8 protein-coding genes and 2 rRNA genes are annotated in these 12,343 nt (G+C 60.3%); 7 read left to right on the forward strand and 3 right to left on the reverse strand.

Annotated elements, in window-relative coordinates; all coding sequences use genetic code 11:
- The first annotated feature begins 200 nt into the window (after window positions 1-200).
- Both C2L66_RS20410 and rrf read left to right on the forward strand, forming a co-directional pair.
- Window positions 201-3,082, forward strand: a 23S ribosomal RNA gene (locus C2L66_RS20410).
- 144 nt (window positions 3,083-3,226) lie between these two features.
- Window positions 3,227-3,340 (forward strand): 5S ribosomal RNA (rrf, locus tag C2L66_RS20415).
- Between the two features lie 251 nt (window positions 3,341-3,591).
- Here the strand turns inward: rrf and C2L66_RS20420 are convergent.
- On the reverse strand, window positions 3,592-4,593 hold the full coding sequence (locus C2L66_RS20420; RefSeq protein ID WP_054932458.1) for a LysR family transcriptional regulator: 1,002 nt from the start codon (window positions 4,591-4,593) through the stop codon (window positions 3,592-3,594).
- A 198-nt stretch (window positions 4,594-4,791) separates the two neighbouring features.
- Between C2L66_RS20420 and C2L66_RS20425 the strand changes: the two genes are divergently transcribed.
- The 3 genes from C2L66_RS20425 to C2L66_RS20435 all read left to right on the forward strand — a co-directional run bounded on the left by C2L66_RS20425 (window position 4,792) and on the right by C2L66_RS20435 (window position 9,046).
- Window positions 4,792-6,969 carry an FUSC family protein gene (locus C2L66_RS20425; protein WP_060603375.1) on the forward strand — a complete coding sequence of 726 codons (2,178 nt, stop codon included), beginning with the start codon at window positions 4,792-4,794 and terminating at the stop codon, window positions 6,967-6,969.
- 206 nt (window positions 6,970-7,175) lie between these two features.
- Window positions 7,176-7,397 (forward strand): hypothetical protein, encoded by a 222-nt coding sequence (locus tag C2L66_RS20430; protein ID WP_054932456.1) that lies wholly within the window; start codon window positions 7,176-7,178, stop codon window positions 7,395-7,397.
- 134 nt (window positions 7,398-7,531) lie between these two features.
- Window positions 7,532-9,046, forward strand: a complete 1,515-nt coding sequence (locus tag C2L66_RS20435) for an acetyl-CoA hydrolase/transferase family protein (RefSeq protein WP_060603372.1) — start codon at window positions 7,532-7,534, stop codon at window positions 9,044-9,046.
- Between the two features lie 20 nt (window positions 9,047-9,066).
- Here the strand turns inward: C2L66_RS20435 and C2L66_RS20440 are convergent, their stop codons facing one another.
- Entirely contained in the window at window positions 9,067-10,227 is a 1,161-nt protein-coding gene (locus C2L66_RS20440; protein ID WP_060603369.1) for a metallophosphoesterase, read from the reverse strand.
- A gap of 371 nt (window positions 10,228-10,598) precedes the next feature.
- Between C2L66_RS20440 and C2L66_RS20445 the strand changes: the two genes are divergently transcribed.
- Window positions 10,599-10,913: a hypothetical protein gene (locus C2L66_RS20445; protein WP_054932462.1), complete on the forward strand. Its 315-nt coding sequence runs from the start codon at window positions 10,599-10,601 to the stop codon at window positions 10,911-10,913.
- Window positions 10,914-10,953: 40 nt separating this feature from the next.
- Here the strand turns inward: C2L66_RS20445 and C2L66_RS20450 are convergent, their stop codons facing one another.
- Window positions 10,954-11,538, reverse strand: coding sequence for a malonic semialdehyde reductase (locus C2L66_RS20450; protein ID WP_060606844.1), 585 nt, complete (start codon window positions 11,536-11,538; stop codon window positions 10,954-10,956).
- A 147-nt stretch (window positions 11,539-11,685) separates the two neighbouring features.
- Between C2L66_RS20450 and C2L66_RS20455 the strand changes: the two genes are divergently transcribed.
- Entirely contained in the window at window positions 11,686-12,279 is a 594-nt protein-coding gene (locus C2L66_RS20455) for an alpha-ketoglutarate-dependent dioxygenase AlkB family protein (protein ID WP_060606841.1), read from the forward strand.
- The last annotated feature ends 64 nt before the right edge of the window (window positions 12,280-12,343 follow it).

A 12,343-nucleotide genomic window follows, 5' to 3' on the forward strand; every position in this document is an offset into this window, starting at 1 on the left:
ACAATCAGGAAGAAGTAGTAAAGAGATTCACGAAAGCGTGCTTAGAGATGGGCGCGCGAGTAGGTGAATCAGGGTTGTGATTGTATCAATGTATTTTTTGAGTTCATCGAAAGACGAACCTGGAATACGGCACAACGCGAATACTCAGCCTGTAGCGAGTGAGTCTGTCGTGGCAACACGACGAGACACACCCGTTATAGGGTCAAGCGAACAAGTGCATGTGGTGGATGCCTTGGCGATCACAGGCGATGAAGGACGCGGTAGCCTGCGAAAAGCGGTGGGGAGCTGGCAAACGAGCTTTGATCCACCGATATCCGAATGGGGAAACCCACTCCTTATGGAGTATCCATGGCTGAATACATAGGCCATGTGAAGCGAACGCGGTGAACTGAAACATCTAAGTAACCGCAGGAACAGAAATCAACCGAGATTCCCAAAGTAGTGGCGAGCGAAATGGGACCAGCCTGTACTCTTTATCTTCGTTGTTAGCCAAACGCTCTGGAAAGTGCGGCCATAGTGGGTGATAGCCCCGTAGGCGAAAACAGCGAGGAAGAACTAGGTGTACGACAAGTAGGGCGGGACACGTGAAATCCTGTCTGAAGATGGGGGGACCATCCTCCAAGGCTAAATACTCGTGATCGACCGATAGTGAACCAGTACCGTGAGGGAAAGGCGAAAAGAACCCCGGGAGGGGAGTGAAACAGATCCTGAAACCGCATGCATACAAACAGTCGGAGCCTCGCAAGGGGTGACGGCGTACCTTTTGTATAATGGGTCAGCGACTTACATTCAGTGGCGAGCTTAACCGATTAGGGCAGGCGTAGCGAAAGCGAGTCCGAACAGGGCGATTCAGTCGCTGGGTGTAGACCCGAAACCAGGTGATCTATCCATGGCCAGGATGAAGGTGCGGTAACACGTACTGGAGGTCCGAACCCACTAACGTTGAAAAGTTAGGGGATGAGCTGTGGATAGGGGTGAAAGGCTAAACAAACCTGGAAATAGCTGGTTCTCTCCGAAAACTATTTAGGTAGTGCCTCGTGTATCACCTTCGGGGGTAGAGCACTGTCATGGTTGAAGGGTCCATTGCGGATTACTTCGCCATAGCAAACTCCGAATACCGAAGAGTGCAATCACGGGAGACAGACATCGGGTGCTAACGTCCGGTGTCAAGAGGGAAACAACCCAGACCGCCAGCTAAGGTCCCCAAATATGACTAAGTGGGAAACGAAGTGGGAAGGCTAAAACAGTCAGGAGGTTGGCTTAGAAGCAGCCACCCTTTAAAGAAAGCGTAATAGCTCACTGATCGAGTCGTCCTGCGCGGAAGATGTAACGGGGCTAAGTCATATACCGAAGCTGCGGATGCGTGCATTGCACGCATGGTAGGAGAGCGTTCCGTAAGCCTGCGAAGGTGCGTTGAAAAGCGTGCTGGAGGTATCGGAAGTGCGAATGCTGACATGAGTAGCGATAAAGGGGGTGAAAGGCCCCCTCGCCGTAAGCCCAAGGTTTCCTACGCAACGTTCATCGGCGTAGGGTGAGTCGGCCCCTAAGGCGAGGCAGAAATGCGTAGCTGATGGGAAGCAGGTCAATATTCCTGCACCAGTGTGAAATGCGATGGGGGGACGGATCGCGGAAGGTTGTCCGGGTGTTGGAAGTCCCGGTCGCTGCGTTGGAGAAGGTGCTCTGGCAAATCCGGGCACGGAATTCAAGGGCGTGGCGCGAGCTCCTTCGGGAGCGAAGCAATCGGAAGGGGTTCCAGGAAAAGCCTCTAAGCTTCAGTTTCACATTGACCGTACCGCAAACCGACACAGGTGGGCGAGATGAGTATTCTAAGGCGCTTGAGAGAACTCGGGAGAAGGAACTCGGCAAATTGGTACCGTAACTTCGGGATAAGGTACGCCCCTGTAGCTTGACGCCCCTGCGGGCGAAGGGTGAAGGGGTTGCAATAAACTGGTGGCTGCGACTGTTTAATAAAAACACAGCACTCTGCAAACACGAAAGTGGACGTATAGGGTGTGACGCCTGCCCGGTGCCGGAAGATTAAATGATGGGGTGCAAGCTCTTGATTGAAGTCCCGGTAAACGGCGGCCGTAACTATAACGGTCCTAAGGTAGCGAAATTCCTTGTCGGGTAAGTTCCGACCTGCACGAATGGCGTAACGATGGCCACACTGTCTCCTCCCGAGACTCAGCGAAGTTGAAGTGTTTGTGATGATGCAATCTCCCCGCGGCTAGACGGAAAGACCCCATGAACCTTTACTGTAGCTTTGCATTGGACTTTGAACCGATCTGTGTAGGATAGGTGGGAGGCTATGAAGCTGGAACGCTAGTTTCAGTGGAGCCGTCCTTGAAATACCACCCTGGTTTGTTTGAGGTTCTAACCTTGGCCCGTGATCCGGGTCGGGGACAGTGCATGGTGGGCAGTTTGACTGGGGCGGTCTCCTCCCAAAGTGTAACGGAGGAGTACGAAGGTACGCTAGGTACGGTCGGAAATCGTGCTGATAGTGCAATGGCATAAGCGTGCTTAACTGCGAGACCGACAAGTCGAGCAGGTGCGAAAGCAGGTCATAGTGATCCGGTGGTTCTGTATGGAAGGGCCATCGCTCAACGGATAAAAGGTACTCTGGGGATAACAGGCTGATACCGCCCAAGAGTTCATATCGACGGCGGTGTTTGGCACCTCGATGTCGGCTCATCTCATCCTGGGGCTGTAGCCGGTCCCAAGGGTATGGCTGTTCGCCATTTAAAGAGGTACGTGAGCTGGGTTTAAAACGTCGTGAGACAGTTTGGTCCCTATCTGCCGTGGGCGCTGGATATTTGAAGGGGGCTGCTCCTAGTACGAGAGGACCGGAGTGGACGAACCTCTGGTGTACCGGTTGTCACGCCAGTGGCATCGCCGGGTAGCTATGTTCGGAAGAGATAACCGCTGAAAGCATCTAAGCGGGAAACTCGCCTTGAGATGAGATATCCCCGGGGCTTCGAGCCCCTTGAAGGGTCGTTCAAGACCAGGACGTTGATAGGTCAGGTGTGGAAGCGCAGTAATGCGTTAAGCTAACTGATACTAATTGCCCGTAAGGCTTGATCCTATAACCGGTGTGTTTTACGCATCAGGTTGAGATCGGTGTTGTGCCAGAAACAACACAACCCCATACCCTCTTTACGCTTCTTCCCGATTGGCTGTGGCGCGACCAGGTTACCCAACCTCCAGCGCGACGCAGCAACCCGTCATGCCTGATGACCATAGCGAGTCGGTACCACCCCTTCCCATCCCGAACAGGACCGTGAAACGACTCCACGCCGATGATAGTGCGGATTGCCCGTGTGAAAGTAGGTAATCGTCAGGCTCCTTACCCAAGACAAGACCCCGCCCTCAAAAGCGGGGTCTTGGCGTTTGGGGCACATGTTTTTAATGTCGAGCCAGCGGCCCTGCCAAGAGCCGCAATTATCCCCATCGTCCCCCGTCGACATCACGCCGTATAACCGTCACGCGATAGCCGTAACAACACCGCCTTGTCGACAGACAACTGTCATACGCAGATCCTGCTCAGCCGACGACCCAGCCAACAACGCAAACCCGCCGGCCACGCATCTCACCTCACGACTTAACCCGCCGTGTAGCAACGCTACCTTCACTCGTGCGCAGTACATCATCGGCGGCAACATTCTGGCGGCCGACTTCTTCCAGCAGCGCGACATCGCGAGCAATAACCTGCGGCAAATGCGTCCGCAAAAACTCCACCCAGGTCCGCGTCTTCGCATCGATAAACTTGCGCGACGGATACAGCGCATAAACATTCATCTTCTGCAGCGTGTACTCCGGCAACACGCGCACGAGTGACCCTGTCCGCAATCCATCGATGGCGGCGTACAACGGCAATATCCCGATCCCAATTCCCTCACGAATCGCGACGATCAGCGATTCGGCGATATTCACCTGCACAGGCCCATTCACATTCAGCACTTCGCTGCCGTTAGGGCCATCGAGTGTCCATTCGCTGGTCGGAAAAGCGGGGGTCTTGAGCAACAGACAGTCATGATGCAGCAGATCGGCGGGCGTTTTTGGCGCATCGTGTGCGTGAATATACGCAGGCGACGCGCACAGAATGCTGAACGTCGTGCCAAGCAAGAGCGACACGAGATCCGAATTGGGCAGCGTCGACGCCCCCACGACAGCCACATCGGCGCTTCCCTCGAACAGATCGGGCAACTGCTGCGAGAGCGTCAGTTCGACGGCCACTTCAGGATACTGCGCGCGATACCGCGAAATGGCCGGCAACACATAATGCTGCCCGATGCTCGCAAAGCTATGCATCCGCAGCACGCCCGACGGACGCTCATGCGCGCCACTCGCCTCCTCTTCGGCATTGTCGATATCAGCAAGAATCTGCTGACATCGCTTCAGATATGTCTCACCGGCAGTCGTCAAAGCGAGGCGCCGTGTCGATCGATTCAGCAGACGCGTCCGCAAATGCGCCTCGAGTTCTGAAACCGCACGAGACATCGCGCCCGTCGTCGTATTGAGTGACTGCGCCGCTGCCGTGAAGCTACCCGCTTCGACGACGCGCACGAACACTCGCATGTTTTGTAACGTATCCATCAATCCTTCTTGATCGACATCAAAACGTTATTGTCCGCCTGCCGCGGGTCGCCATTGTTGAGCGATCTGGAAGGGACGTTCCCGACGCCTCCCGTTAATCCACGCTTTGTCGGCTCCTACAATCGGCGCTTTCAGGCCAGGCGTGCGTCAGGACATTTCGCGCATTCCTCCGACTAGGACCCAGCGCGGTATCAATCTATGAAACGCCAGCATGCGATCAAGCAAGTGTCGTCCGATACTTTCGGATCGCGAGCTGGCATGCTGCGTGCGATCGCCGACGCCGGCGCGGAGTGGGCGACCACCGACGGCCTCATCTGGCTTCATCTGTTCAAGACGGTATTGGCCGCGCTGCTCGCACTGGGCATCGCGATGCTGCTCGAACTGCAGCAACCGCGCACCGCGATGACAACGGTGTTCGTTCTGATGCAGCCGTTCAGCGGGATGGTGCTGGCAAAGAGCTTCTATCGGATCGTCGGAACGTTCGTCGGCATGCTGGCCGCGCTGCTGCTGGGCGCGCTGTTCGCGCAGCAGCCCGAGCTGTACATGCTCGGCATCACGGCCTGGATGGGCGCGTGCGTGGCGGCGGCGGTCCGGTATCGGCATTTTCGTTGGTATGGCTTCGTGCTGGCTGGCTATACCGCGGCGTTGATCGGCATTCCGACCGTGATGGAACCGAATGGCCTGTTCCTCGCCGCGTTGACGCGCGCCGCGGAAGTGGCGATCGGCATTGTCTGCTCGGCGGCTGTCAGCGCGCTGATCGTGCCGCGTCGATCGAGCCTCGCGCTGCAAAACGCACTGCAATCGAGGCATCTCGATTTTACTGCTTTCGCTATGAACGTGCTCGATGGGGCCGTCGAGCGCGGCACGTCCGAGCGCTATTTCGCGGACCTCGTCGATGAAGTCGTGGGCTTCGAGGCCACGCGCGCGTTCGCCGCTTTCGAGGACCCTGGCATGCGCTCGCGCAGTCAGGTGCTTGCAAGGTTGAACCACGAGTTCATGGACATTTGCGCGCGACTGCATGCGCTGCATCAGTTGAGAAAGCGTTTGCGCGGCAATCCGTCTGTCCAGGTCGTGCAAGCGACTGCGCCGTATTTTCACGAGCTTTCGCAATTACTCGGTGTACACAAAGAGCGCCGCTTCGATTCATCGGATGCCGCTCGCATCGCGATCAGACTCAAAGCCTTTCAGGCGACGCTGCCCGTAAGAATGCGCGCGACACGCCGTCCGCTGGAATCGGATGAGCCGCAATGTCTGCCCGATTTCGATACAGCGGGCGAACTGCTGTATCGCTTCGTCGTCGAGTTCATTCGCTACATCGACACGTATGCGTCGCTGGAGACCAATCACAATCCGGCGCGCGAGCGGCCGCCCGTGCGCTACGTCAGCCGAACCAATGCGTTCGTGGTCGCTTGCACGTTCGCGCGCACGGCGGCGGTGGTTGGCGCGATCAGCGCGTTCTGGATCGCGACGAACTGGCCGAGCGGCGGCATGGCCGTGATCGGCGCGGCGCTCACCTGCGCGCTGACTTCATCGGCGCCGAACCCCGTCCGGCTTGCGCTGCAGATGGCGGTCGGCGCGGCGTGCGCGACGCTCGCCGGCTATCTGGTCACGTGCTACGTCTATCCCGCCGTCGATGGTTTCCCGCTGCTGTGCGCGATGCTCGCGCCCGTGCTCGCCGTCGGCACCTTCTTCGCGTCGCGGACGAAGACAGCGGGTTACGGCGTCGGATTCACAGTCTTTTTCTGCCTGCTCGCCGCGCCCGACAACGTCGTGGCCTACGCACCCGATCTGCTGATCAACAACGGCATCGCGATCGTCGTGTCGATGCTCGTGACGGCGATTGGCGCCGCGATCGTCTTCCCGGTGCAGATGCCGTGGCTGATCGCGCGTATCGAAGGCGACTTGCGCGGCCAGGTGACGCTTGCGTGCACGGCGCCGCTGACGGGCCTCGCGCAACGTTTCCAGTCGAGTACGCACGATCTGATGCACCAGCTGCGCATGCTGTTGCCGAAGCGCTCGCGACGCCATCGCAACGCGCTCAGATGGATGCTCGTCACGCTCGAAGTCGGCCATGCCGCCATCGATCTGCGCAGCGAGATCGAGCGTGCCACCTACGCAAGCGACGCGCACGCCCGATGGAAGCCGTCTCTGGATCGCGTCACGCGCGATCTCGCGCAGCTGTTCGAGCGGCCCGACCGTGCCCATGCCGAGCGAACGCAAATCTCCGTGCGTGCGGCGATGCGGGTGGTGCAGCAAGTGCTGGAAGCCGTCCACACGGATCGCGAGAAACGTCACGATCAGCAGCGTATCCTCAGCTGCCTGCATTTCATCCGCACGGCGCTGCTCGACAAAGGCGCGCCATTCGATACGCGTTGATCCCGGCAAATCTCGAACGGCGCAATCGACACAACAGTCTTTTGCGCCGGCACGACGCCCGGCGCAAACGCGACAATCTCCGCCCAAACCGATCTTGCCGCAACCAGGAAGAATGCCTTCCAGCCGTCCCTCTTAATCCACGTCGATCTCAGTCATATATTGGAATCACTGCTTACGCAGCCATTGAAACAACTGGAGAGATTGAAATGAAAGCGCTGAAGTGGGTCCTGATTGCCTGTTCGTTGTCCGCCGCGGCGCTTGCGCACGCGCAGACGGCGCCGGCGGACGAAAGCGCGCAACAGGTCGCACAGGCGAACGCAGCAAGCGTCGCGCAACCCGAAGCGCAGCGTCCCGTCGTGAAACGGGCGAAAAAGGCCGATGAGTGTGTCGGTCCCGTGAGCTACTGCGTGATGTATTTCGGTAGCTGACCAGAACGGCATCGCGCGGCCGCCTGACGTATCAGGCGGGCTGAGCGGAAATCGAGCGGCAGCCGGACGACGCACACCGACAACAAGACGTGCACTCCGGCTTTCGCGAGCGTGACATCGGAGAGACTTTCATCATGTACGAAGACCGGATTCGCTGCGCCGCGGTGCGCGGCAAGATCACATCGGCGGCGCAGGCAGCGCTGCTGATCGACAATGGCATGCGCGTCGGCGCGAGCGGCTTTACGCGCGCGGGCGATGCAAAGGCGGTTCCCGTTGCGCTGGCCGAACGCGCGCGCAGCGAAGGCAAGCCGCTGCGTATCACATTGATCACGGGCGCCTCGCTGGGTCATGGCGTCGACAGCCTGTTGACGGATGCGGGCGTGCTCGCGCGCCGTCTGCCGTTCCAGGTCGACAACACGTTGCGCAAGGCGATCAATCGCGGCGACGTGATGTTCGTCGACCAGCATCTGTCGGAGACCGTCGAAATGTTGCGCGCCGGCCAGCTCGGCAAGCTCGACGTCGCGATCATCGAAGCCGTCGCGATCACCGAGACAGGCGGCATCGTGCCGACCACATCGGTCGGCAACTCGGCGAGCTTCGCGATTCTCGCCGACAAGGTGATCGTCGAAATCAATCTGGCGCAGCCGCTCGCGCTCGAAGGCCTGCACGATATCTGGATTCCGGGCCGCCGTCCGCATCGCGATCCGCTGCCCCTGGTGCGCCCGAGCGATCGTGTCGGCACCACGGCGATCGAGATCCCGCCTGAGAAGATCGCCGCCATCGTCATCACCGACAAGCCTGACAGCCCGTCGACGGCATTGCCCGCCGACGAAGACACCGCGCTGATCGCCGCTCATCTGATCGAGTTCCTGCAGCACGAGGTCTCGCATGGACGCATGCCTTCGCCGTTGCCGCCGTTGCAGGCTGGCATCGGCACGATTGCGAATGCTGTGCTGGCCGGTTTCGCCGACTCGCCGTTCGAGCCGTTCACGATCTACTCGGAAGTCCTGCAGGATTCGACCTTCGATCTGATGGATGCGGGCAAGGTTACGTTCGCATCGGGCGCGTCGATCACGTTGACGGAAAAGCGCCAGGCCCAGGTGTTCGGCGATCTCGCGCGCTATCGCGACCGGCTCGTGCTGCGCCCGCAAGAAGTCAGCAACCATCCGGAGGTGATTCGCCGTTTGGGTCTGATCGCGCTGAACACGGCGCTCGAATTCGATATCTACGGCAACGTGAATTCAACGCATGTCGGCGGCACGCACATGATGAACGGCATCGGCGGTTCGGGCGACTTCGCGCGCAACGCGTCGTGCGCGATCTTCGCGACGAAATCGATCGCGAAGGACGGCGCGATTTCGAGCGTCGTGCCGATGGTGCCGCACGTGGACCACAACGAGCATGATGTCGATATCGTCGTGACGGAGATCGGCCTGGCGGACCTGCGCGGACTCGCGCCGCGCGAACGGGCGTCGCTGATTATCGACAAGTGCGTGCATCCGTTGTATCGCGATCTGCTGCGCGATTACTATCGCGACGCGCTGCGCTTCGGCGGGCAAACGCCGCACGTGTTGCGCGAGGCGTTCGCATGGCATGCGCGTTTTCAGGAAACGGGATCGATGCTGCCGGAGCGAAACGTCACAGCGTGAGGTAAGGGGAGTAACTAACGTCAGGCGCCGCCGCCGACCAGACGCAAGCGTGTAATTTCCGACGGCGCGCCCAGACGCTTGGGTGGTCCCCAATATCCCGTCCCGCGGCTCGTATAGACCCACAGGTCGTCGAGCCGTGACAGACCGGCCACAAAGGGCTGTTGCAGCCGTACCGCAAAATTCCAAGGGAAGAACTGGCCGCCATGCGTATGGCCGGACAGTTGCAGCGTGAAGCCTGCATCGGCCGCCGCTTCCGCCGAGCGCGGCTGGTGGGCAAGCAGCACCTTGATCAGCACGTCGCCAGGCGCGCCTTCGAGTGCCGCAGCGGGATCGCTCTCGTGCGCGGGATCGAAGTGCCCCGCGGAAAAGTCGGTGACGCCCGCGATCACCGCTTGCGCGCCATCGTGCTCGACGACGACATGCTCGTTGAGCAGCACATGCAGGCCGAGCCGCTGAAACTCGGCGATCCACGCATGGGCGCCTGAATAATATTCGTGATTCCCCGTCACCAGATACGCGCCATGTCGCGCGCTCAGTCGCGACAGCGGACGCGTGTGGTCGGCGAGATGCTCGACACTGCCGTCGACGACATCGCCCGTCACGGCGATCAGATCCGGTTCGAGCCGGTTCACGGCATCGACGATCGCATCGACGTAACCGCGCTTGATGGTCGGCCCGACGTGAATGTCGCTGATCTGCACGATCGTGAAGCCGTCGAGCGCGTGCGGCAGGTCTTTGATCGGCACGTCGATCGACACGACACGCGCACGGCGCCGCGCATTGAAAAAGCCAATGGCTGTCGACAGCAGCGCGAGCAGCGGCACTGCGCTCGCGCTATTGATCTCCCAGCGCGCGGGATTCAGCGCTTCTGGTGAGATCGCGTGAACGATCATCACGACGAGCAGCAGCAGTTCGCGCGCGAACGTCAGCACGAGCAGGGACGAAAAAAGTCCCAGCGCGATCAGCCCCGCCCACGCGAGCCAGTCGCCGAGCGGCTGCCGCTGGAGCGAGCGCGCGACCATGCCGACGGGAATCAGCAGCACGGACAGCACGAGCCACAGCGCGCACAGCCCTTTCACGGCGGCATCGACGGGCAGTTCGGGAATGATCCGGATGCCGACATACACATGCAGCAGGATGCCGATGGCAATGATCCGGATGAAGAACGATAGGCGGCGCATAGGTGGAAGTGGGGCGCGGATCGCGCGGCAGGTGAGTCGCAGAAAGCGCGCGCCGTTTGCAGAGCGGCGGCCAGTCATTCTACAAGTAGTTCAGCGCGCTTGCCGAAGCCGTACGGACATGTCGAGGCACGCGCACTATTTGGGCGTTGCAATGCAGCATACGTGTGTCGTAAGTTGTTCGTCATGCCGATTAAATGCTTATTAAATGGCTATTGAATTGAGCGCATGTACGGACTATTCTGGAATTGAGCGTGACTGCTGGAAGCAGGCGTCGCGTCGGTTCCCGGCGGGGCTGGGCGCGCGAAACTCCCCTGCAGGCGGCAGCAGCGCCTGATCGCCCAATCGGTTTGCGGTTCGGGAGGAGACGAATGATGAAAACGACAAAATTCGTGCATCGCGAGCATCACCTCGGCCACGAAGGCAGTCATGTGATGCTGCCTATGGTCGTGCTGTCGCTGATGGCGCTTGGCGTCTACTACGGCGTCCAGTACGTCGACTTTTCCGAACTGGGGCGCACCGCGCTCTTCTACGTCGTGATGGTGTTCGTCGCGCTCGGCGTGGCGGGCCTGTTCGGCGTGGTCGCGGCATGGCTGCGATCGCGCGGCGACGAGGCGGAAGAGGGTTTCTGCTTCGTCGGCGCGCTGATCGGCGCGATCGTGTTCTACGTTGCGCTGATGGCAAGCTGACGCGGCCCGCGCGAGGCGCGCAGGGCGACGTCTACGCGCGTCATATGATTTGCGCTGCTTCGTCGAACGAGAAACGCGGGCTGCGCGGGAACAGCTTCGACGCGTCGCCGTAGCCGAGATTGATCAGGAAGTTCGACCGGATCGTCGTGCCGGCGAAGAATTCGGCATCCACTTTCGCTTTGTCGAAGCCGGACATCGCGCCCGTGTCGAGACCGAGCGCACGCGCGGCCATGATCAGATAGCCGCCTTGCAGCGTCGAGTTGCGAAACGCGGTGTCGGCGATCGCGGCTTCGTTGCCCGCGAACCAGCTGCGTGCGTCGGCGTGCGGGAAGAGCTTCGGCAGATGGTCATAGAAGGCCATGTCCATGCCGACGATCACCGTGACGGGCGCGGCCATCGTCTTTTCCAGATTGCCTGCGGACAGCGCGGGACTCAGCCGCGCCTTGCCTTCTGGCGTCTTCACGAACACGAAGCGCGCGGGGCTCGAATTGGCCGAGGTCGGGCCGAGCAGAACGAGCTCGACCAGCTGCCTGAGAAGCGCATCGTCCACGGACCGCGGCTGCCAGCCGTTGTGCGTGCGAGCGGTGCGGAAAAGTTGATCGAGAGCGTCGTCGGAAAGAATCATGATGATGGGCTGAATGACGAAAGTCGAATGAAAGCGCAAGCTGGCGGATGACCCGCTGCCGCGGCGCGTTCGATAATACCCGCTGTTTCCTGTGAAGAGAGGTTTCGCGAGCGCCATGCGGTGTTGTGCGCCCGCGATCGCAACGCAATGTCCGCCGATCTGTTCGACGATGTGCCGACGCCCGATGTGGCGTGGTTTCCCGACTGGCTCGCGCCCGATGCCGCCGCCATGCTGCTTGCGCGCATCGTCGGCGAAGTCGCCTGGCAACAGGATTCGATGTTCACGCCGGCCGGCCGCGTGCCGTTGCCGCGCCTGACGGCATGGCAAGGCGAGCCCGACGCCGTCTATGTGTATTCGGGTATCCGCAACGTGCCGTCGCCGTGGACGCCCGCCGTGGCGGAGCTGAAAGCCGCCGTCGAAGCAACGTGCGGCGCGGCGTTCAACAGCGTGCTGCTCAACCGCTATCGCAGCGGCGCCGACAGCATGGGCTGGCACGCGGACCGCGAGCCCGAACTCGGCAAGGAGCCGGTGATCGCGTCCGTCAGTCTCGGCGCGGCACGACGCTTCGACCTGCAGCACAACAAGACGCACGTCGTGCAGTCGTATCAGCTGAAGGGCGGCAGCCTGCTCGTGATGCGCGGACGGACGCAGGCCGAGTGGCGGCATCGCGTGCCCAAGGAGCCGAAAGTGCAGGGCGAACGCGTCAATCTGACTTTCCGCTTCGTCACGCCAGGGCGCTAGCCGCGCATGCGCTTGCTACACGCGCATTAAAAATTTAAAAAATTTATGCGCATAAGGAATCGCT

Source organism: Paraburkholderia caribensis (genome assembly GCF_002902945.1).
GTDB classification, from domain to species: Bacteria; Pseudomonadota; Gammaproteobacteria; order Burkholderiales; family Burkholderiaceae; genus Paraburkholderia; species Paraburkholderia caribensis.

What these genes read in the sequence shown, in the direction of transcription:
- C2L66_RS20420 (WP_054932458.1), bottom strand. Translation starts at nt 4,593, where the DNA reads ATGGATACGTTACAAAACATGCGAGTGTTCGTGCGCGTCGTCGAAGCG.
- C2L66_RS20425 (WP_060603375.1), top strand. Translation starts at nt 4,792, where the DNA reads ATGAAACGCCAGCATGCGATCAAGCAAGTGTCGTCCGATACTTTCGGA.
- C2L66_RS20430 (WP_054932456.1), top strand. Translation starts at nt 7,176, where the DNA reads ATGAAAGCGCTGAAGTGGGTCCTGATTGCCTGTTCGTTGTCCGCCGCG.
- C2L66_RS20435 (WP_060603372.1), top strand. Translation starts at nt 7,532, where the DNA reads ATGTACGAAGACCGGATTCGCTGCGCCGCGGTGCGCGGCAAGATCACA.
- C2L66_RS20440 (WP_060603369.1), bottom strand. Translation starts at nt 10,227, where the DNA reads ATGCGCCGCCTATCGTTCTTCATCCGGATCATTGCCATCGGCATCCTG.
- C2L66_RS20445 (WP_054932462.1), top strand. Translation starts at nt 10,599, where the DNA reads ATGAAAACGACAAAATTCGTGCATCGCGAGCATCACCTCGGCCACGAA.
- C2L66_RS20450 (WP_060606844.1), bottom strand. Translation starts at nt 11,538, where the DNA reads ATGATTCTTTCCGACGACGCTCTCGATCAACTTTTCCGCACCGCTCGC.
- C2L66_RS20455 (WP_060606841.1), top strand. Translation starts at nt 11,686, where the DNA reads ATGTCCGCCGATCTGTTCGACGATGTGCCGACGCCCGATGTGGCGTGG.